Origin of the sequence: Mucilaginibacter sp., from assembly GCF_035492695.1 — a bacterium.
In the GTDB taxonomy this organism is placed as follows: Bacteria; Bacteroidota; Bacteroidia; order Sphingobacteriales; family Sphingobacteriaceae; genus Mucilaginibacter.
The window spans coordinates 26,171-45,497 of the sequence record NZ_DATJJC010000022.1; the positions used below are offsets into that span (position 1 = coordinate 26,171).

Sequence of the window (19,327 nt, forward strand, 5' to 3'; positions counted from 1 at the left end):
TACGCTCCACTACCTGGGTATGACAATGAGGAGCAAATCAGCTGGCTATATAAATTCGACTGGCCAGGTTGGGGGCTCAAGCCTACAGCCTTTGTTGCAATTGTAGATCGCATAATTTCTACTTTGGAAGAATATTTTGCGGGCACCTCTGAGTTTAATGATGAATTATTGGAATTTGATGAAACTGCCGCGAAAGCCAAACCTTCAGCGTGGGCGCTGATGCTGCGCTGGAAATTAGGTTTTCGCCCACCGGAAGCTTTTATACTTAAACTAGCCCTTATTCTTGCAAATCCCCAGCTACCTGCGTGATTAATGATTTCTGCAAGAAGAATCGGCCCAGGCTCCCTCTGTCGCAACACGCCCCTCATATTGCCGCATTCACCAGTTTGGATAGGCGCCTATTCACCCTAAGTTTGTATTGTGCATTGTTAAACAGGCATTTGCCACCGCTCTTTGAAAATTATTTAAAAATAAATTTGTGCAACCAAAAGGTGGCATATATATTTGCAACCAAAAGGTTTCATAAATAATGAGAAGAGATGTGTTCCAGGCGATAGCCGACCCGACGAGGAGGGAGATTTTGGGATTGATAGCGCATAAGTCGCTTAATATAAATTCAGTGACGGAGCAATTTGACGTAAGCCGGGCGGCCATTTACAAACACATGAAGATATTGACCGAGTGCGGGTTGCTCGAGATCAAACAGCAGGGGCGCGAACGCTTTTGCGAAGGCAAGCTGGAAAGGCTGAATGAAATATCGGATTGGGTGGCGCAGTACCGGGAATTTTGGGAGACGCGCCTCGATTCGTTAGAAAGTTATTTAAAAACCCTCCAGGGAAAGAGCAATGATCAGGGTAAAACTACATTATAAAGGAGAAAAATATGACACGCTTAAATAATGCCGATGTTGAAGTAAAGAAGCGCGAATTGGTAATAGTCCGCTTGTTCGACGCGCCACGCGCATTGGTTTACAAAGTTTGGACAGATCCGGAACATGTAAAACAATGGTGGGGGCCAAAACCATTCACCAACCCGGTATGCGAGATCGATCTGAAGCCGGGCGGCAGGTTCTATTACGTAATGCGTTCGCCGGATGGCATGGATTTTCCGATGCTTGGAACGTATATCGAGATTGTCCCCAACGAGCGGCTCGTATATTCAGACGACCTGTTTGAACAGGCCGGATTTTGGAAGATGGCGATAGGAGACAAAGTAGGCGATGACATCGATTTTTCGACCATCAAAAACAAGGTGACCGTAATTTTTGAGGACAAAGACGGAAAAACCAAACTTACATTAACAACCCGGTTTGCATCCAACGATATACGCGACGCTATGATAGGCATGCAAATGGCCGAAGGCTGGACCCAAAGCCTGGAGAAGTTTGCTTACGAATTAACTATTTCCTGAGCAATATGAAAGATATGGCAATATCCCCCGATAAATTCAGCGGCAACACAGATAACCGTGAGATCGTGATCAACCGCCTGCTGGATGCGCCGCGCGAGCTGGTATTTGAAGCATGGACCAACCCGAAGCACCTGGTAAACTGGTGGGGCTGCCAGGGTTTCAGCAGCACTTTTCACCACATCGAAATAAAACCCGGCGGCAAATGGCACTTTGAAATGAACGGCGCCAACGGGGTAAGTTTCCCAAACTTTGTGCTGTTCACCGAAGTGGTAAAGCCCGAGCGACTCACCTATCTGCATGCCGCGGATGAATCTTACGAACCCAACTTTAAAGTGACCGTAACTTTTGAACAGCGGGGCGCTAAAACCTGGCTAACCATGCGCAGCATATATGCTACCGTTGCGGAGCGCGATTATGCTGTGAAAGCGTTCGGCGTTGTTGAGGGCAGCAATCAAACTATGGATAAACTGGAACTTTACCTTAAATCGCGGTTCGATCTGCAAAATCAATTAAAAATCAACAATGTGTCAAGAGTAACCACCTACCTCAATTTCAGTACCCAAACCGAGCAGGCATTTAATTTTTATAAGTCAGTATTCGGCACCGAATTTTCGGGACCTGGAATAGCAAGGTTCGGCGAAATTCCGCCACACGAAGGCATGCCGGCTTTGAGTGAAGAGGACAAGAAACTGATTCTCCATATCGAGTTACCTATCCTCGGCGGCCATGTACTGAAGGGAACCGATGCGCCCGAATCCATGGGTTTTACCCTGAAAAAAGGCGACAATATGCACATTAACCTGGAACCCGATACCCGCGAGGAAACCAAAAGGTTATTCGACGGCCTTTCGGAAGGCGGCCAGGTAACCATGCCGCTAATGGATATGTTCTGGGGTGGCTATTATGGTAGTTTCACTGACAAATTCGGTATCAACTGGATGGTGAACTGTTCTGAAGAAAAGAAATAATTAATTCATAAATCAAACTCACTAAAACAATGAAAAAGATCAAAATTATTTACTGGATCTGCACGATCATTATCTGCGGATTAATGTTATTCTCAGCGGTTATGACCTTCATACCCCAACCACCAAATCCCGAGATGGTAAAGCTTGCATACCCCGGCTACATATTTAAGTTTTTGGCCGTGGCTAAAATATTGGGAGTGGCTGCTATCCTGGCGCCTGGTTTCCCAAGATTAAAGGAATGGGCCTATGCCGGCCTATTTTTTGACTTGCTCGGTGCAACTTATTCATTCATTGCTATCGGCGATCCGGTATCAGCGTGGGCGCCAATGTTCATCTTTATCGCTATCCTTTTTGGATCGTATTTCACTTATCACAAAAAGATAGCCGCGTAAATTAACCATTAATGTTCTGAACGATGGAAATGCAAATGGTAGAGGTTTTTAAAACAAATGTGAGGCAGAAAAGACAGGCTAAACGGCTGTTGAATATCCTGTCGCAGCAGTTCCCTTTATGCCGCATCAATTTCGACCTGGAGGATTGTGACAAGATATTGCGGGTGGAAGGGAACAACATTCGCCACGAAAAAATAACCGCACTGGTAACCGGGCATGGTTACCGGTGCGATATACTCGAATAGAACATTCAAGCTCATTAAAATGACACAAGTAACTTCGAAAGACGGTACACTCATCGCTTACGAAAAAACCGGCAGTGGCTTACCTTTAATATTGGTAGACGGCGCCCTTTGCAGCCGCGATTTCGGCCCAATGCCAAAACTGGCACAGTTTCTCGCCGGCAGTTTCACCGTCTTCACCTACGACCGCCGCGGAAGAAATGAAAGCGGCGATACCAAACCCTATGCTGCTGAACGCGAAGTGGAAGATATTGAAGCACTAATTAACGTTGCGGGCGGCGCAGCTTACGTATATGGTGTATCATCAGGTGCCGCCCTTGCCCTGGCTGCTGCCGCAAACGGGCTAAATATCACCAAACTTGCCCTGTACGAACCTCCTTTCGATGTTTCGGACGAAGGGCACCATGCTCCGGCCGACTCGCTGCCTCAACTGAAGGCCCTTATTACGCAGGACCGCCGGGGCGATGCCGTAAAATATTTTATGAAGGATATCATTGGCATCCCCCCGCTGGTTGTTTTTATGATGACACTGTTCCCTATCTGGAAAAAACTAAAAGCCGTTGCGCACACATTGCCCTATGATATTACCATACTGGACGGCTTCGGTTTGCCCGTAGAGCGTGCCAAATCTGTCAGGGTCCGCACGCTTGTTTCAGGCGGCGATAAAAGCCAGGTTTTGCTGCAGCACGCTGTAAAAAAGCTGGCTGAGGTAATACCAAATTGCGAACTAAGGATGTTAAAAGGGCAAACCCACAACGTATCTGAAAAGGCGATAGGCCCGGTGCTTGTAGAATTTTTTAATAAATAATTAACCTCTCCAAATAATAACCCTTCCTGGCACTTGCCGGAGTAGCAGCAATTTTGTAACTTGCGTTGCCTCTATAATTCAACCTATGAAAAAATTTAAACGGCATTAGCCCCCTGTGGGGCAATAATGGCACGTTTTATTACGCAAAAACACTGGTTTAGCGAGAAATTTTGCACTAAGTAAAATTAAGGCATCGTTAGCAACGTTAACCTGTCAACATGCGTAATGTTCCATAAACGTTAATTAATATTTAATTTCAGCAAATCATTCCAAACATTTTATTTGATTTTTGGTTTACCATGTTGATTCACTTTATCACTGGATAAAAATGTCAAAGCGGGTATTAATAATAGAAGATGACGAAGATATACTTCAGGTATTAGAAACGGTGTTGGTCCACAACGATTATGAAGTTAAAGGGCTTGAACGGACTGACGATATACTTAAATCTGTAGGGGAATATAAACCGGACCTTGTTTTAACCGATTACCTTCTTTCGGGTACCAACGGGGGCAAGATATGCCAGCAAATAAAAGGCAATAAGGATACCTGCCACATACCGGTTATTTTAATATCTGCCTACCCCGAACTGGCTGTTTCACTGGGTCATTTTGGTTTCGATGCCTTTATTACAAAACCTTTTGATATCAATGTGCTGGTAAAAAAGATAGGCGGCCTGATTAATTAATGCCGGCTTCATAAAATTCACCAAAATTAAATCTCATTACCTGGAATCGTCCAAATAACGGATATTCGGCTTTCGTGTGTTTTTTACAGGGCGGTGACCGTATAAAATGTGCATAAATAACATTTTTAGGCTATCACCGTTAACTTTGAAAGCGGCACAAAAGGTAAACATGTTTATGCCGGGTGCTTTTTAAATAAAATACCGGGCTGCCATATAATCAGTTGGAATTATTCGAATGAGATATACCCTTTTTGCACTAATATTATTTTTTTCTATTGCCGCAAAAGGGCAAAATACCATTGTGAGTGGGTCTGTGACCGATGCGCAAACCAACCAATTAATGCCCTTCGTAACCGTGTCTTTCCCTGGTACGCCTATCGGTACCAATACCGGGAATACCGGTAAATACCGCATTGAAACAGGTAAAACTTACACACAGCTTAAATTTTCTTCTGTTGGCTATAAGCCGGTTATCCGTACCATCGTTGCCGGTAAGGAACAGGTGATCAATGTGCGCATGCAGTCGGACGTACAAACCCTTGCCGATGTAAAAATTCATGCCGGGAAAAAGACGCGTTACAGGAATAAGGACAACCCGGCGGTGGAACTGATACGCCAGGTGATTGCGCATAAAGATGAGAACCGAATGCAGAGTTATGATTATACGGAGTATAAACAATACGAAAAGCTGGAGTTCTCTTTTATCAACGTCTCCGAAAAGCTGACCCAGCGTAAGCTGATGCGTCCGTATAAATTTTATTTCGACAACAAGGATACAACCAGTTCTCCCGGAAAGTCGCTGTTGCCGGTTTACCTTGAGGAGAAACTGACGCAAACTTATTTCCGGAAGAATCCCGAGAAAACCAAGAAGATAGTTGAGGGCGAAAAAAAGGTAAACATCATCAACTTTGTGGATGAAGAGGGAGTGAATACCTATCTCAACCGCATGTATGCCGAGGTGGATATCTACTCAAACAACATCTTTTTGATGACCAACCAGTTCCTGAGCCCTATTGCAGATGCCGCCCCAACTTTTTATAAATTTTTCATTACCGACACTATCGAGGTGGACCACAGGAAGTTGGTCGAACTAAGCTTTACGCCGCGTAACGGGAATGATATATTGTTTGAAGGGTTGATCCTGGTCACCCTCGACGGACGCTACTCAGTGCAAAAAGCGCGACTATCTGTTAATAAGAACATCAACTTGAATTGGGTACGCGGTATGTCTGTTGACCTGGCCTATGAGGAAAACCCCGATGGGCGTTATCATTTGAGCAAAAGTGATATGAAGGCCGACTTTGGCCTTAATAAAAATGGCAACAAAGGTATTTTTGGTGAGCGCACGATATCCTATCAAAACTACCTGGTAAATACGCCGCGACCAGATAGCGTGTACGCCGGCGATCAGCTGGTGATCAAAAAAAGCGCTTTAAAGCGGGGCGATCAATTTTGGTTGGATAGCCGTGGCCGCGACACGCTGACCAGGATAGAGGCGGGTGTGTACAAGAATATCGATACCCTGCAAACTATCCCGGCCTATAAAAGGACAATGGATATTATTACCCTGGTTGCTACCGGGTTTAAATCATTCGGCCCTTTCGAGATGGGGCCATTCGGTACGTTTTACAGCTTTAATGATGTTGAAGGATCACGGCTGAGGCTGGGCGGCCGCACCACTACCGATTTTAGTACCCGTTATTACCTGGAGGCTTACGGAGCTTATGGGTTTAAGGATGAAAAATTTAAATACCTGCTCAGCGCCGCCTATTCATTTAATAACAAGTCGATTTATAAATTCCCTCTTAGTTATATTAAAGCAACTGTTCAGTACGAGGCGAAAATACCAGGCGAGGAGATATCCTTTGCGCAGCAGGATGCTTTGTTCCTGTCGTTTACCCGCGGTGTTAATGATAAATTTCTTTACAACCAATACTACAAACTGGATTATGTAAACGAATTTGAAAACCACTTTTCTTATTCGCTCGGCTTCAAAAGCTGGCAGCAAACTCCCGCCGGATCGTTATATTTTATCAACGGGGCAAATGGCTCACCTAACATCGTTCACGATGTAACGACATCTGAATTTTCGCTTAACCTGCGGTATGCGCCGCATGAACAATTGGTGCAGGGTAAACAGTATCGCATTACCATTCCAAGTAAATATCCCGTACTCAACCTGGATTACAGGCAGGGAGTAAAGGGCCTGTTTGGTGGCGATTATAATTACAAAAGCCTGATGGCCCGCCTCGACAAGCGCTTTTATTTATCGCAATTGGGCTATGCTGATCTTTCTGTGCAGGGCAGTTACCTGTTTGGACAGGTGCCGTTCCCGTTGTTAAGCATTCACCAGGCCAACCAAACGTATACGTATGATTTTCATTCCTATAACCTGATGAATTTCCTCGAGTTTGTAAGCGACCATTACGCCGCCGCCCAGTTCGAGTATACGCCAAACGGGTTTTTCTTTAACAAAATACCCCTGCTCAAAAAATTGAAATGGCGCGAGGTTGTTGGGATAAAAGCTATTTATGGCGGTCTGCGCGATGAGAACAACCCGGCGTTGCACCCTTCGCTATTCCAATTCCCTACCGATCAGAATGGTGTATCGGAAACCTATACCATCAATAAAACACCTTACCTGGAGGGTAGTGTCGGCATCGGCAATATCTTCAAAGTATTCCGTATTGACGTAGTGGAGCGGTTCACGTACCTTAACAATCCAAACACTACCCGTTTTGGCGTAAGGGGTAGTGCCTGGTTCGATTTTTAACCGTTCAAAAATTCTTCTATCAAAGCAGCGGTAAGTTCCGGCAGCCTGCTTCCTTTCGTTACCATGCCCATTTCGCCAATACACGAGCCATGAGCACCGGGCAATACCGCCAGCCGGCCGCCCGGGATCAACCGCGATAGCTTTACCGCATGTTCGGCAGGCATCACATCCTGGTCAGACACCATAATAAGTGCGGGCGCTTTGATAGACCTGATAAGATCGTCAGGAATGTCCTTAAAGTTCACCATACGCGCTACATCCCTTTCAAACATAGCTTGCAGACGGCTTTTATCCGGGGTAACTTTCAGGAAGGCCGCCTGCAACGGTTCGGGCATGCTATTGAGCGTAGCGCCGGTAAAACCATCGAAGAAACCATCAATAAACCCATCGCGCCTGTATGCCCCTGAAAGGTTAATGATCTTGTTTACCAGCCCCGGGTACCTTATCGCTATCTGCATAGAAGTAGTACCCCCATTGCTGAACCCAAAAAAGTTGGCCTTTTTTATTTTGAGGTGTTTCAGCAGCGCTGCAACATCGTCCGCATCCTGCTCAAATGATTCGGGAGTGTCCCTGTCTGCTGTGCGGCCATGCGCCTGCAATTCTACCGCTATCAATTTACCATAGCCTGAAAGAAACGGCAACATGGTACCGAAGGTTGTTTCTATGGTCGATCCCCCGCCATGGATCAATACCAGCGGCAAGCTGCCTTTGCCATAGATCTCATAATACATTTCCAAACCGTTTACCGGTGCGTAACCGGCTGTTGTTGCGTTTTTCATTTGATCAGATTATTTGCATTTACAATTATTACAGCACTGCGATAAATAACCTGCGAGCATCAATGCCCACAGCTCAACCATGTGTTTATTTAAGAGGTGCTGCACCGGTATTATTTTTTGCTTTTCATCCCCTCCAGGTAAACTGCAAGTTTTTCAACGTTTTGTTTCAGGCCCTCATCGGCTCCATAAGTTTTTACTACCTGGATAAATTGCTCGGCGCTTTCAAAAAGCATGTGCCAGCTCAAAAAAGTTTCCCCGCCCATATCTTCAAACTCAATAGTCGCTACAAACTTTGGACTTGATGCATGTTCATAAACTATCTTTTTAAGCGGAATGACCTCCTTAAATATACTTTTGTTCTTATAGTCAGTCCCGTCAGGGCCGTGCATCACCAGGTTCCATTCGCCGCCGGGGCGCATATCCATAGTTGTTATGGTATTGGTAAAACCATTGGGGCCCCACCAATTGGCGATGTGTTCCGGTTTCGTCCATATTTCCCATACCAGCTCTACAGGCGCATTCAGCTTTCTTGAAATGCGGAGTTCGCGGTCTTTAGTGCTGTTTTGATCATTTTCCATATCTCTCTTTTTTAAGTTTTTCCAAATAGGCTTCCATGCTGTCCAGTTTGCTTTCCCAGTGCCGTTTGTATTGTTCAACCCAGTTAGCTACTTCGCTAAGTTTATCCAACTGAGCCTCACAAAAGCGTTCACGTCCTTTTTGTTTTATGGTGATCAAACCACACTCAGTAAGTATTTTAACATGAAGCGAAATAGCCTGCCGGCTCATATCAAAACTGTCGGCAAGCGTATTCACGTTCAGTGCCGAGTTTGATAACATGCCTATTATCTGCCGCCTCGTAGGGTCTGCTATTGCCTGGAAGGCATCTCTTCTCATCTCCATTTGCTATTCTTTATGCAAGTAAGTGCTTGCAAATATAAATGCAAGTATTTACTTGCGCAAATTTATTTAAGAAAATTGTTGGTTTTTTACGATCGCCTGCCGGCTGGTCAAATCCACAGGTCGGCCTCTCTTATGTCGAATGGCTCATAAGTAAAGTACTGTACAAACCTGGGCTTAGCCGAAGTATTGGGCCTGCTGCCATGTGGCAGCGCCTGGTGCCAGATTATGAAATCGCCGCCGTTGGCGGCTACTGGAATGCTCCCAAGCGCATGAAGATCTTGCCGCCGCGGGTCAGTTCCGCCGGGTAAGGAATGCAGCCAGTTTTCTACCCTGTTATGAAAGCCGGGTACCAAAGTAAATGCGCCCTGCGAAGCTTCCGTGTCCGAAAGATAAAGCAAACCCTGCAGCGAAAAGGGTATAGGTAAAGTGAGGCTGCAATCCCAGTGCATGTTGGGGCCGGGAAACTTCCACCTATCCGTTTCCGGCGGGTTAAAGCCTACCCTGTCGGCCGTCACCCAAATATCTTTCCGTTGCCAAAGCTGCTCATAGGCCATTCGCACTTTTTCCGATTGTCTGTTCTTATTCAATAACGGATGCTGAAAAAGCTGCACCATAATGCCCTGGATGGACGGGTGCTGTTTGTACCATGTCACCGGGTCATCCCGCTTGATACCGATAAAATCGCAGATAACTTCAATGGTTTTTTCACAATCGTCCTTCGAAACAGCGTCCCTGATAATAAGGTAGCCATTATCCTGCCAGCATTTAAGCTGCTGGTCATCCAGCACCGGGTGTATGGTCTTGTCCTGTTCTGTATTCCCGCTATGGAACAGGTTATTAAACCGAAAAATATTGTCCTGCATAGGGTAGCCTGAGGTCTCGATTATCCAGTTTTCGAATTGGTCGAACGATGGCGTTTCCCGGAAAATGTATATCATGCATTGTTCAAGGCCAAGCCCCAGGGCCGACAGCAAAGTCCTGTCGAGCTGCCACTCGTCCTGCCAGTCGGTGGGTGGCAGCTTATTTTCCCTTTTCAGTAAAACTTTGTTCCAAAACCTTTTAAGGTGCATAACGCCCAGTCTGCCCGTTTCTGAGGAAGGGATTAAGGTGCCCGATGATAAGAATGTTTGGTCCATAAAAGGATAAATGTCAGATGTTATACATATTTTTTTCGCACAGCCAACTGATCATTTGCGGGAACGCTTGTTTGTTCAGTTTCTTTGCGGTTGCCGGCCCGTAACTCATACCGCACCATTCCAGCAACGGAACGCCAAAGTATTGTCCCTGGTTAAAGTTGTCGACGATGTTCGCACCGCCACCCTTATAGCCATTTTCGTGAAAGACGACTTTTAAATCTATACCCAGGTGTAAGCATGCCGCGTATGACCAGGCTATGGCCATCATTTCTCCGCCCTGGTGCACCTGGCTATTGTCCAGGTTATCATTCATCGCCAGTCTTATATCTTCCGGCATACAGGCAAGATGGCCGGCCTCGTGCAAAATATCGCCCGGGTAAAGCAGTTTTTCCTTATCGATGATCAGCGTCCCATCCCTAAGCCGGAGGCCCGGCAAAAAGGTATTTCCTTCGATACGCTCAAAATAATAGCCGATACCTATCTCCCTGAGAAAACCCAGCATCAAATCCATTGTTTTATTCATGGTTCAGTTCATTTTCCAGCTTATCAGCCAGGGCCGATGACGCTTCGGTCCGGTGCATTCTCAAGCTCCTGATAATAGATATTTGTAATTCTTTGTCTGTCGTTTCTGCTTTGCATCTTTTTTCAGCCCGTTCAAAAACCTGTTGCAGCCAGTTATTTACCCTGCAATCCACCACCAGGTGTATGCGGTCGGTGTCCCCTTTATTGGCAACCCGGTGTGGCAGGTTGGCGTTAATGTACCAGCATTCGCCTGCATTCATACTTACCGGCTCGTCATCCACAAAAAACTCCACTTGGTTATTAGTAAATACAGGTATGTGCAGCCTGGTCTCGCCGTTTTCAAAAGAAAGCTCCGCATCGCGGTGCTGTTTAATTACAGCGCCGGCTTTCAAATTCAGCAACCTGGCCGACATCTTTTCACATTGCAGTCCATCAAGTATACGGCCTACCCCGGGCAGCCTGTCCAACAGCATGGTATTTTCAAACGAATCATCATCCATCAGTTCAGCAAATGGTTTGCCTGCATCGCCCCTGGGTGCGCGCAAAGGCAACACGTTCCATTCACCGTCGTAATGCAAGCGGTTGTAATGCTGCATCCAGTTTTTACTGGATAACACTTCTTTTACTTCGGCCTGTATCTTTGTGATAGTAATAGGCAGACCGAGTCTGGCATAGCAAATCATAAGTTAGTTTTTCGTATTATAAAGTCATCAATAACCAACGCATCCATCGCCCCCGAAAAAAAAAGCTCGATGGCCTGCAAGGGTGTTTCTACTATCGGCATACCCTTTTTGTTGAGCGAGGTATTAAGCAACACCCCAATGCCCGCCTCTTTTTCAAACCGGTCTATCAATTCATAAAAATGGGCATTCCATTCGCGGCTCACCGTTTGTACACGACAAGTGCCGTCCACGTGTACAACCCCCTGCAATTCGGCCGTCCATTCGGGCTTAACCAGGTCAACAAGTATCATATACGGGCTTTCCCAGCCATAAACAAAATACTTACCCGCGTCTTCTATTTTTACTGCAGGGGCAAATGGCCTGAAGTCTTCCCGGAATTTAATATCCCGGTTAATGCGGTCCTTTATTCCCGGAATTCGTGGGTCGGCCAAAATGCTGCGATGCCCCAGCGCCCTCGGTCCAAATTCCGCACCACCACTAAACCAACCGACCACATTCCCGCCGGCAAGCAACGCTGCCGTTTCTGCGGTCACATCCTGCGACACAGAAACATTTAAGGTCATATTTTTTTCACGCTCATAATCTCTTATTGCCCTTCTGGTTTCCTCTGGGGAATAACAACAACCAAGGAAAGGGCAGCCGCCGGGCTTGTCCTGTTTGGCATTCCCAAGTGCATGATGCCAGCCATAATAAGCGCAACCAATGGCCAAGCCATTGTCGCCTGCGGCAGGCTGCATATACAGGTTTTTAATATTCCCGGCCAGTAGCAATTTGTGATTTGCCACTGCATTTAATGCTACCCCGCCGGCATAAGCCATATTTGAATGTGGATTGACACTTAGCCGTTGTTCAACAAGATAAAGTATCGCCCGTTCAGCCTCGTCCTGCACCCATCGGGCCATATCGGCATAGTGGTTAAAGTTCTTTTTGAACTGGCCATAATCCAGGGCTGGATCTGTAAAGAACGCGTTAATGTGCTCATAGTTAAGTTCGGCCCTCCCATTCGCTAGTTTAAACAGCGGCGGTTTCCCGTCGAGTTTGCCGTAAGGCGCCAGGCCCATTAGTTTGCCTGCGTCGTCCATATTTCTGAACGCATAAAAGCTGGCAGCGCTGTAAAGCCCGCCTATGGAATGATAATTGGTCGGGAGTTTCAAAGTTGGCGAATTCTCAAAAAGCCGTACTTCCGAAAAGTCCTTATATAGTGGTTTTAAGGTCTTTCCGTCGAAGTAATAAAAGCTATCTTTCTCGCAAAACAACGCCTCCTGGAAGGGATAATCGGGCACAATAGCCCCGCCAAGATCCAGGCATTGATAATAAGGACTGCCTGCCCCGTCAATAACCATGACGTTGCATTCGCTGAAAGGAGCTGTTGCAGCGGCACCCCAGGCATGTGCCATATGATGTGACAGGGTTATCATGGGAATTTCAATATCTTTTGCAAAATAGCGCTGCCCCGCATACCGGTCGGGCTTAATGTCGATCTCGAAATTAGCGGCCTGTACTATGAGCGTAAGATCACTAACTCCAATACCTGCAGCTTCCAGGCAATACTTCACGGCTGCACTATCGTTCCCGCCATCATGCTTGATGCAGGTCAACCGTTCCTTTTCTATCGCTACAACTATTTTTCCGTCTTTTATAAGGCAAGCCGAGCCGTCGTGCGACAGGCCCGTCCCTAAGATGTAAACGCTCATATCGGACACAGATCAGGGCATTTCGGCAATAAGGCTTTCATTTATTAATTGATAATTAATTTATATATTAATTATGAAATTATTTTTCATTAAAATATCGATTAAAAGGCAAATAAAATTGACTATTAACCAATTAATATCCTAATAAACAAATGTAAATTACTTAATAATTCATAACTATTGTTTTTGTTAATTTATTCGCTACTTTTACCTAAGTCACCTGGGTATTAAGTAACCGCCTTTCTGACTTTTCTAAACTTATCATCTATGAATACCTATACATCACCAGGCAAATGATAATTCAGAATACATTCCTGCATTTATCAAATATGCTTGATGCTGCCGAGCTTGGGCAAATCGGGAAACTATGTGAACAGGCAGAATACCAGGACGGAAAAATAACTGCCACGGGGGCAGCCAGGGAAGTAAAAGACAACTTGCAGCTGAGCGAGCATGAGCAGGTTTACATGTCGATACAGCAGGTGCTGCTCAATGCTTTAAACCGGAATGCATTGTTCAGAAATGCTTTGTTCCCGCAAAATGTGTACCCGTTTTTGATAAGCAAATACAATAAGGGTATGAGTTATGGCTGGCACGTGGACAGCCCGGTAATGGGAAATATGATGCGGACAGATATAGCCATGACCATCTTTTTGAATGATCCGGCTGAATACGAGGGGGGCGAACTGGAACTACAAACGGCACTCGGGTCAGTGAAGTTTAAACTGACAAGGGGAGATGCAATTTGCTACCCATGCCAGCATTTACACAGGGTGAATGAAGTAACGGGCGGGCAACGGCATGTGGCAGTTACATGGATACAATCGCTGGTGCGTGCGCCCGAGCAGCGCAAAATGTTATTCGAGTTGCAACAGGTAACGGAAACCCTGCGCCAGCAAAATATAGCGACCGATGAGGTGGGGGTTTTACAGCAGCATTATAGTAATCTGTTACGCATGTGGGCGTACTAATTATATACTTACAATGAACGGAGAAAAACTGACAGTTGGTGTGCTTTTATCCAACTCTACCATTTTACCGATGGCTAAAAACTTTAATGCTGGTTTAAAGCAGGGACTAACAGGTCTGGATGTTGAGATAGTACCGGAATTTATAGGGCAGGGATCGAAGGAACAGGCAGAAAAAGCCATCAATAAATTATTCAGTTTCGATAACTCCGACATTATAACCGGTATTGTCTCTAATAAAGTAGGTTACGAATTGTCAGAAAAATTTGAGAAGCATAAACGGCCGTTCATCATCAACAATCTCGGTGAACACCTTCCCGATCCTTCCCTGTATAACGACTATACTTTTCTGAACTCTGTGCATACCTGGCAGCAGGTATGGTCAATGGGTAATTGGGGAGTAAAAACATTCGGTAAACGGGGAATGCTGGTTTCCGGGGTTTACGATTCCGGTTATTCTTTCCCGGTTATGCTGCAAAAAGGGATACAGGCTTCGGCTGCTGACAGTGCGGTACCGTTTGCGATCGCACCCATGAGGCAATACAACGGCCTGGCCGACGTTGCGTCGGTAATACCACACATCGTCGAATTCGAACCCGATTTTATACTGGCTACATTTTGCGGCGAAGAGGCAAGCCTTTTCTTATCCGAATATGTTAAACATGGGCTTCATAAAAAAATACCTCTACTGGGCCTGCCCTTTCTGCTGGAGTCGTTTGACGCCTGCGGCGAAACAATCGAAGTATATACCACAATATCCTCATATCGCGAAGTTACCGAAGATGAGATTGATCGCCTTTGCAACATCGCCTGCGATCCATTTGCGCAATTTGGATACGAAACAGGTCTTTTGATAAAAGAAGCGGTTGAAAACTCAGGCGGGAAAACGCTTCAACGCGCGCTTGCAGAAGCAGCCGTAAATACAGACCGCGGGAAACTGGAAATACTGCCCCGCGAAACCGGCAATGATAGCAGGGTCTTCCTGGTAAAAAATACCTGGTCGGGAAACAAAGGCGAAATATCACGGCAAGTAATTGGCGAACTGGAGACTATTGGCATTAGTAACCAGGTTGTAGCCGACATTAACAGCCAACCCTCATCGGGTTGGGTTAACCCGTACCTCGGCATTTAAATATGAAAATAGCGGTTATATGCAATTCCGATTCATTAGCCTTCCCGGCTATTAGCTCCCTGATCAGCCAGGGATGGCTGGCGGGTGCCGGGATATTGGCACGCAGTAGTAATGTCTTACTTTCCCCGCTCTTGGGTATGGCCATACCGAAGCAAAATATAGCGCAATTCACCAAAGAGGCCTGGCAATCGGAAATGCAAAACTGGCTCCAAACTATCGCTCCCGATATGGTATGGGTTTTTGGTTTTCCCTGGCTCATACCATCCTCAATACTTGCCATACCCGAAGGTGGTTTCCTGAATTTTCATTTTGGAAATCTTCCACGGTACAAAGGAGCCGATCCCATATTCTGGCAGTTAAAAAACGGCGAAGAAAAGGCTGCCCTGGTAGTGCACCGGATGACCCCAGTTATCGATGACGGCCCGATTTTAATGATGGAGGAATTGAGAACAATAAAAGGAGAAAACTATGGCTTGTTTTGCCAGCGCCTGGGGTTTATGGCTGCGGGGCTTGTCCAGCCTTTAGTTGATAATTATTTGAACAAATCATTTCGCGAACTTGATAAGCCAGGTGGCGGCGAAGCAGCATGCTTTAAAAAGCCGGGATATAAGACGTTAAAAATAAATTGGGACGAACAATCCGCTGATGAAATTGAGTACCTGGTGAATGCGTCAAACCCGAAATACGATGGGGCATCTACATACTTGAGGAACGCTGAAATACGAATACTGGAAACATCGCCGGCGGAAATACAGCTTGAAAATAATTTCAGGCCCGATCCGGGAACGATCGTTTATGCTGATGCAGTATATGGGCTGATTGTAGCCTGCCGGGGAAGCCGGTTTCTAAAGATAAATGTTGTCCATACACAGGAGGGGTATTTTTCGGGCAGTAAGCTGTTTAGTATGGGCGTGCAGGCTGGAGAAAAATTCATCAACTTAAATTAAATATTATGGAAGGAACAATGTCAGAAATCCGGCTTTTCGCCGGGAACTTTGCCCCCCGAACATGGGCGCTTTGCCAGGGGCAAACATTAGCCATTTCAAGCAACCAGGCATTATTTGCATTGCTTGGCACTACTTACGGGGGTAATGGTGTTCAAACTTTTATGCTGCCCGATCTGCGGGGGAAAACAGCGATCGGCGCCGGACAGGGGCTGGGTCTTTCGACCTATGTTTTGGGCGAAACCCTTGGAACTGATGATGAGACCATAACATCGCAAACAATGGCGGCACATACACATGCAACCGTTATAACCCAGCCGACAACAAGGGGTACTGGCACAGCAACATTGTATGGGGTTAACGCAGGCGGGCAACCGCAACCTGCGGGAAATTACCTGGGCACCGATACCACCGGTGGGGCCAGGCCTTATACACATCCGGGCACAGGCACCCCGGTGGTGATGTCGAGAAGTGCAATAACGTATGCAAATCTAAACGTGCCTGCGCCTACGGTTACAACCGGGCTTACGGGCGGCAATCAGCCACACAACAACATTATGCCCTCTATTGCATTAAATTATATTATTTGTCTCCAGGGAATATTCCCTTCAAGAGATTAACCATTAAAAACTTAAACACATGGAAGGAACAATTGGCGAAATACGCGGATTTGCAGGTAATTTTGCACCATTGAACTGGCAATTCTGCCAGGGGCAAATAATGTCCATTGCACAGGAGACAGCGCTTTTTGCTATCATAGGTACTACTTATGGTGGCGATGGCGTAACCACTTTTCAACTACCCAATATACAAAGCCGCATAGTAATAGGTACCGGGCAGGGCCTGGGTTTGCCGGATTATGCCCTCGGAGAGGTTTTAGGGGAAGAAAACCATACGCTACAGATCACCGAAATACCTGCGCATAATCATACAGCAACGGTGCAAACCGATTCAACGCCCGCATCGGCCACTTTCGAACTGATGGGCGTGCCAGGCCAGGGCGGAAAGGCACTGCCGCAGAATAATTTATTGGGCCAGGACGCAACAGCTACTATTTATGCCCCGGGCGGATCGTCGACCGTCGCTATGAATGCCGCGTCGGTAACACTCGATAGCCTTACGGCGCCTGCACCTGGAGTTACTGTTTCCCTGGCCGGCTCAAGCCTGCCGCATTCTAATATTCAGCCGGTATTGGCGATGAATTATATCATTTGTATCAATGGAATATTCCCATCGAGGGATTGAGGCCAAATTAATTATGGATCATTAAAAACTTATCAAAATGGAAGGAACTATAGGAGAAGTAAGAATGTTTGCCGCAAATTTTGCACCTCGTACCTGGGCATACTGCCAGGGACAGATATTATCAATTGCATCAAATACGGCACTTTTTTCAATTTTAGGAACACAATACGGTGGTAATGGCACCAGTACTTTTGCACTGCCCAACCTTGCCAGCAGGGCATTTATCGGCACCGGGCAGGGACCCGGCTTGAGCCCTTATGACAACGGCGAAATGGTGGGAACAGAAACAGTAACGTTAATTTCGTCAAACCTGCCATCGCATACGCATACAGCTACGGTTACACCCGGAACAGGGGCGACAGCTGACGTTACTTTGAACGGTGTAAATGGCCTGGCTGGCCAGGCAAGTCCTGCCGGCGGTCTTCCGGGGCAGGATACCGCTCACAATGTATCGATGTACGTGGCGTCAGGCACACCTGTGGCGATGGACCCGGGTTCAATTGTCGTAACAAAGGTATCCACAGCGCCGGTATCCAATGTTGTGCTTGCCCCGGCCGGGAATACCATTCCCCATAACAACATTCAGCCATCCCTGGTCTTGAATTATATTATTTGTATGCAGGGTATATTCCCTGTCAGGAATTAGCAAGGCCAGTGGACAATAAAGCGTAAGCCTGAACAACTACAACGGCCGGTATCACATGCCAGCCGTTGTTTTTTTGGGAGGGTACCGGTCTTTTCCCGCATCAATATCTTTTTGTTGTTAGTTACCTTACACTTTGCACAAACTTTTTTAGCTTTAAGCACCGCTTATCAGCCACCGGCCTGACTGAATAATTTATACCTCTATAAAAATGATCCCATTAAAAGAGCTGGCAGATACCTATTCAAACGAACAACTTTTTTTATTGCAGCTATGCAGGCTATATTTTTCGGGATTCGGGAAAACCGATTTTCATGACTTCGCGGCTTCACCGCCCGACTGGCAATTAGTTTACAAAATTGCCATGGCGCACGGTGTCCGGCCATTTATTTATGATGTGATCTTAAAATACGACCTTGACGTTGATACGGGTTTTAAGTCGAGGTTAGAAAATGATCATCGTGTTATGCTGCAAAGAAACATGATGCAGGCAATACTGACCACAAAAATAACTACCGGTCTAAAAGATTTAGGAATCACCGTAATTGCTTATAAAGGTACTGCTTTAGTATCCAGGTACTATGATAATATAGGAATGAGGGAAAGCATAGATATCGACCTGATAGCAAGCCGTACTGATATAGGAAAAATAGAAGATTATTTTATTGCCAGCGGCTACATCCCCAAAGAGACTGTGCCGCGCAACTACCTTAAGTTTTACCAGGGGTTTTTTAAAGATATGGTTTATCGCGTGCCCAAATACGATTGCAATATTGAAATTCACTGGTCGCTTCTCAACGGTTTTGCCGGCAAATACCCTCCCTTTGAGTTTTTCAAACCCCATATAGAACCATATAAGCAGGCTTATGGCGAATACGCGGTTCTGTCCCCGCCATTTGATTTTCTTGCCACTATTTCCAACCACCTGGTAAAGGATATGGGCACCCGGTTTAAATACATGATTGATATTGCCTGTATATTAAAAAAGTACCCGGCATTGCTGGACGATCCTGTCATTCTTTCGACGGCGGTTAAGTTTGGATTTAAGAAAAGACTGATGAAAGGCTTATCTGTTGTAAGCAGCCTGACCGGGGTGGATATTCCGCCGTCCTGTTCGACCACAATAAAAAGCGAAGACTTGTTGGTGCCGTTGCAATACCCGGTTGCATTGAGCAGTTTACAATTTAATAATATTCGTTTTTTAAAACATTCGTTGAGATCGCAGGACAACATAGTAAATAAGGCCCGGTTTCTTTTGCGGTCATTTGTTTATTTTTTTATTCCGTCATATATCGATATCAACACTTTCAGGTTGCCCATTTTTCTCTTTCCCCTGTTATTTATTTTGCGGCCATTCCGCCTGCTGTTTGAAAAAATAAACTTTCGGCCCAAAAAGTAAC

Annotated in this window: 23 protein-coding genes; 16 read left to right on the forward strand and 7 right to left on the reverse strand. The window is 45.9% G+C overall.

Features of this window, described 5'->3' with window-relative positions:
• Positions 1 to 123: 123 nt before the first annotated feature.
• The 9 genes from VL525_RS14130 to VL525_RS14170 all read left to right on the forward strand — a co-directional run bounded on the left by VL525_RS14130 (position 124) and on the right by VL525_RS14170 (position 7,281).
• Positions 124 to 309, forward strand: coding sequence for a hypothetical protein (locus VL525_RS14130; RefSeq protein ID WP_325387676.1), 186 nt, complete (start codon positions 124 to 126; stop codon positions 307 to 309).
• A gap of 220 nt (positions 310 to 529) precedes the next feature.
• Positions 530 to 871 (forward strand): metalloregulator ArsR/SmtB family transcription factor, encoded by a 342-nt coding sequence (locus VL525_RS14135; RefSeq protein ID WP_325387677.1) that lies wholly within the window; start codon positions 530 to 532, stop codon positions 869 to 871.
• A gap of 11 nt (positions 872 to 882) precedes the next feature.
• Positions 883 to 1,410, forward strand: a complete 528-nt coding sequence (locus VL525_RS14140) for an SRPBCC family protein (RefSeq protein ID WP_325387678.1) — start codon at positions 883 to 885, stop codon at positions 1,408 to 1,410.
• A gap of 5 nt (positions 1,411 to 1,415) precedes the next feature.
• Positions 1,416 to 2,378, forward strand: coding sequence for an SRPBCC domain-containing protein (locus VL525_RS14145; protein ID WP_325387679.1), 963 nt, complete (start codon positions 1,416 to 1,418; stop codon positions 2,376 to 2,378).
• 29 nt (positions 2,379 to 2,407) lie between these two features.
• Entirely contained in the window at positions 2,408 to 2,770 is a 363-nt protein-coding gene (locus VL525_RS14150) for a DoxX family protein (RefSeq protein WP_325387680.1), read from the forward strand.
• A 23-nt stretch (positions 2,771 to 2,793) separates the two neighbouring features.
• Complete coding sequence (locus tag VL525_RS14155; protein WP_325387681.1) at positions 2,794 to 3,015, forward strand: methyltransferase type 11; 222 nt, start codon at positions 2,794 to 2,796, stop codon at positions 3,013 to 3,015.
• Between the two features lie 19 nt (positions 3,016 to 3,034).
• On the forward strand, positions 3,035 to 3,820 hold the full coding sequence (locus VL525_RS14160) for an alpha/beta hydrolase (RefSeq protein WP_325387682.1): 786 nt from the start codon (positions 3,035 to 3,037) through the stop codon (positions 3,818 to 3,820).
• A gap of 328 nt (positions 3,821 to 4,148) precedes the next feature.
• Complete coding sequence (locus VL525_RS14165; RefSeq protein WP_325387683.1) at positions 4,149 to 4,508, forward strand: response regulator; 360 nt, start codon at positions 4,149 to 4,151, stop codon at positions 4,506 to 4,508.
• Positions 4,509 to 4,743: 235 nt separating this feature from the next.
• On the forward strand, positions 4,744 to 7,281 hold the full coding sequence (locus tag VL525_RS14170) for a DUF5686 and carboxypeptidase-like regulatory domain-containing protein (RefSeq protein WP_325387684.1): 2,538 nt from the start codon (positions 4,744 to 4,746) through the stop codon (positions 7,279 to 7,281).
• Here VL525_RS14170 and VL525_RS14175 read toward each other — a convergent pair.
• The 7 genes from VL525_RS14175 to VL525_RS14205 all read right to left on the reverse strand — a co-directional run bounded on the left by VL525_RS14175 (position 7,278) and on the right by VL525_RS14205 (position 12,995).
• Positions 7,278 to 8,060 carry an alpha/beta hydrolase gene (locus VL525_RS14175; RefSeq protein WP_325387685.1) on the reverse strand — a complete coding sequence of 261 codons (783 nt, stop codon included), beginning with the start codon at positions 8,058 to 8,060 and terminating at the stop codon, positions 7,278 to 7,280. The genes VL525_RS14170 and VL525_RS14175 overlap by 4 nt on opposite strands.
• 110 nt (positions 8,061 to 8,170) lie before the next feature.
• Complete coding sequence (locus VL525_RS14180; RefSeq protein ID WP_325387686.1) at positions 8,171 to 8,638, reverse strand: SRPBCC family protein; 468 nt, start codon at positions 8,636 to 8,638, stop codon at positions 8,171 to 8,173.
• On the reverse strand, positions 8,628 to 8,960 hold the full coding sequence (locus VL525_RS14185; protein ID WP_325387687.1) for a metalloregulator ArsR/SmtB family transcription factor: 333 nt from the start codon (positions 8,958 to 8,960) through the stop codon (positions 8,628 to 8,630). The genes VL525_RS14180 and VL525_RS14185 overlap by 11 nt, the downstream gene beginning before the upstream one ends.
• 107 nt (positions 8,961 to 9,067) lie before the next feature.
• Positions 9,068 to 10,096: a phytanoyl-CoA dioxygenase family protein gene (locus VL525_RS14190; RefSeq protein WP_325387688.1), complete on the reverse strand. Its 1,029-nt coding sequence runs from the start codon at positions 10,094 to 10,096 to the stop codon at positions 9,068 to 9,070.
• 13 nt (positions 10,097 to 10,109) lie between these two features.
• The gene (locus tag VL525_RS14195) at positions 10,110 to 10,619 is read right to left on the reverse strand and encodes a hypothetical protein (RefSeq protein ID WP_325387689.1); all 510 of its coding nucleotides are present in this window, start codon (positions 10,617 to 10,619) and stop codon (positions 10,110 to 10,112) included.
• The gene (locus tag VL525_RS14200; RefSeq protein ID WP_325387690.1) at positions 10,612 to 11,301 is read right to left on the reverse strand and encodes an aspartyl/asparaginyl beta-hydroxylase domain-containing protein; all 690 of its coding nucleotides are present in this window, start codon (positions 11,299 to 11,301) and stop codon (positions 10,612 to 10,614) included. The genes VL525_RS14195 and VL525_RS14200 overlap by 8 nt, the downstream gene beginning before the upstream one ends.
• Positions 11,298 to 12,995, reverse strand: a complete 1,698-nt coding sequence (locus tag VL525_RS14205; RefSeq protein WP_325387691.1) for a carbamoyltransferase family protein — start codon at positions 12,993 to 12,995, stop codon at positions 11,298 to 11,300. Before VL525_RS14205 ends, VL525_RS14200 begins: the two co-directional genes overlap by 4 nt.
• 293 nt (positions 12,996 to 13,288) lie before the next feature.
• Between VL525_RS14205 and VL525_RS14210 the strand changes: the two genes are divergently transcribed.
• The 7 genes from VL525_RS14210 to VL525_RS14240 all read left to right on the forward strand — a co-directional run bounded on the left by VL525_RS14210 (position 13,289) and on the right by VL525_RS14240 (position 19,326).
• Positions 13,289 to 13,966, forward strand: coding sequence for a Fe2+-dependent dioxygenase (locus VL525_RS14210; protein ID WP_325387692.1), 678 nt, complete (start codon positions 13,289 to 13,291; stop codon positions 13,964 to 13,966).
• Between the two features lie 13 nt (positions 13,967 to 13,979).
• Complete coding sequence (locus VL525_RS14215) at positions 13,980 to 15,095, forward strand: ABC transporter substrate-binding protein (protein WP_325387693.1); 1,116 nt, start codon at positions 13,980 to 13,982, stop codon at positions 15,093 to 15,095.
• 2 nt (positions 15,096 to 15,097) lie between these two features.
• Positions 15,098 to 16,042, forward strand: a complete 945-nt coding sequence (locus tag VL525_RS14220) for a formyltransferase family protein (RefSeq protein WP_325387694.1) — start codon at positions 15,098 to 15,100, stop codon at positions 16,040 to 16,042.
• A 17-nt stretch (positions 16,043 to 16,059) separates the two neighbouring features.
• Entirely contained in the window at positions 16,060 to 16,659 is a 600-nt protein-coding gene (locus tag VL525_RS14225) for a phage tail protein (protein ID WP_325387695.1), read from the forward strand.
• Between the two features lie 19 nt (positions 16,660 to 16,678).
• Positions 16,679 to 17,284 (forward strand): phage tail protein, encoded by a 606-nt coding sequence (locus VL525_RS14230; RefSeq protein WP_325387696.1) that lies wholly within the window; start codon positions 16,679 to 16,681, stop codon positions 17,282 to 17,284.
• Positions 17,285 to 17,321: 37 nt separating this feature from the next.
• The gene (locus tag VL525_RS14235; RefSeq protein ID WP_325387697.1) at positions 17,322 to 17,930 is read left to right on the forward strand and encodes a phage tail protein; all 609 of its coding nucleotides are present in this window, start codon (positions 17,322 to 17,324) and stop codon (positions 17,928 to 17,930) included.
• Between the two features lie 208 nt (positions 17,931 to 18,138).
• A complete protein-coding gene (locus VL525_RS14240) occupies positions 18,139 to 19,326 on the forward strand; it encodes a nucleotidyltransferase family protein (RefSeq protein WP_325387698.1) in 1,188 nt (395 codons plus the stop codon).
• Position 19,327: the final 1 nt, after the last annotated feature.

Excerpts from the sequence above, each read along its gene's own strand:
- VL525_RS14135 (WP_325387677.1), top strand. The coding sequence starts at position 530 with ATGAGAAGAGATGTGTTCCAGGCGATAGCCGACCCGACGAGGAGGGAG.
- VL525_RS14140 (WP_325387678.1), top strand. The coding sequence starts at position 883 with ATGACACGCTTAAATAATGCCGATGTTGAAGTAAAGAAGCGCGAATTG.
- VL525_RS14145 (WP_325387679.1), top strand. The coding sequence starts at position 1,416 with ATGAAAGATATGGCAATATCCCCCGATAAATTCAGCGGCAACACAGAT.
- VL525_RS14150 (WP_325387680.1), top strand. The coding sequence starts at position 2,408 with ATGAAAAAGATCAAAATTATTTACTGGATCTGCACGATCATTATCTGC.
- VL525_RS14155 (WP_325387681.1), top strand. The coding sequence starts at position 2,794 with ATGGAAATGCAAATGGTAGAGGTTTTTAAAACAAATGTGAGGCAGAAA.
- VL525_RS14160 (WP_325387682.1), top strand. The coding sequence starts at position 3,035 with ATGACACAAGTAACTTCGAAAGACGGTACACTCATCGCTTACGAAAAA.
- VL525_RS14165 (WP_325387683.1), top strand. The coding sequence starts at position 4,149 with ATGTCAAAGCGGGTATTAATAATAGAAGATGACGAAGATATACTTCAG.
- VL525_RS14170 (WP_325387684.1), top strand. The coding sequence starts at position 4,744 with ATGAGATATACCCTTTTTGCACTAATATTATTTTTTTCTATTGCCGCA.
- VL525_RS14175 (WP_325387685.1), bottom strand. The coding sequence starts at position 8,060 with ATGAAAAACGCAACAACAGCCGGTTACGCACCGGTAAACGGTTTGGAA.
- VL525_RS14180 (WP_325387686.1), bottom strand. The coding sequence starts at position 8,638 with ATGGAAAATGATCAAAACAGCACTAAAGACCGCGAACTCCGCATTTCA.
- VL525_RS14185 (WP_325387687.1), bottom strand. The coding sequence starts at position 8,960 with ATGGAGATGAGAAGAGATGCCTTCCAGGCAATAGCAGACCCTACGAGG.
- VL525_RS14190 (WP_325387688.1), bottom strand. The coding sequence starts at position 10,096 with ATGGACCAAACATTCTTATCATCGGGCACCTTAATCCCTTCCTCAGAA.
- VL525_RS14195 (WP_325387689.1), bottom strand. The coding sequence starts at position 10,619 with ATGAATAAAACAATGGATTTGATGCTGGGTTTTCTCAGGGAGATAGGT.
- VL525_RS14200 (WP_325387690.1), bottom strand. The coding sequence starts at position 11,301 with ATGATTTGCTATGCCAGACTCGGTCTGCCTATTACTATCACAAAGATA.
- VL525_RS14205 (WP_325387691.1), bottom strand. The coding sequence starts at position 12,995 with ATGAGCGTTTACATCTTAGGGACGGGCCTGTCGCACGACGGCTCGGCT.
- VL525_RS14210 (WP_325387692.1), top strand. The coding sequence starts at position 13,289 with ATGATAATTCAGAATACATTCCTGCATTTATCAAATATGCTTGATGCT.
- VL525_RS14215 (WP_325387693.1), top strand. The coding sequence starts at position 13,980 with ATGAACGGAGAAAAACTGACAGTTGGTGTGCTTTTATCCAACTCTACC.
- VL525_RS14220 (WP_325387694.1), top strand. The coding sequence starts at position 15,098 with ATGAAAATAGCGGTTATATGCAATTCCGATTCATTAGCCTTCCCGGCT.
- VL525_RS14225 (WP_325387695.1), top strand. The coding sequence starts at position 16,060 with ATGTCAGAAATCCGGCTTTTCGCCGGGAACTTTGCCCCCCGAACATGG.
- VL525_RS14230 (WP_325387696.1), top strand. The coding sequence starts at position 16,679 with ATGGAAGGAACAATTGGCGAAATACGCGGATTTGCAGGTAATTTTGCA.
- VL525_RS14235 (WP_325387697.1), top strand. The coding sequence starts at position 17,322 with ATGGAAGGAACTATAGGAGAAGTAAGAATGTTTGCCGCAAATTTTGCA.
- VL525_RS14240 (WP_325387698.1), top strand. The coding sequence starts at position 18,139 with ATGATCCCATTAAAAGAGCTGGCAGATACCTATTCAAACGAACAACTT.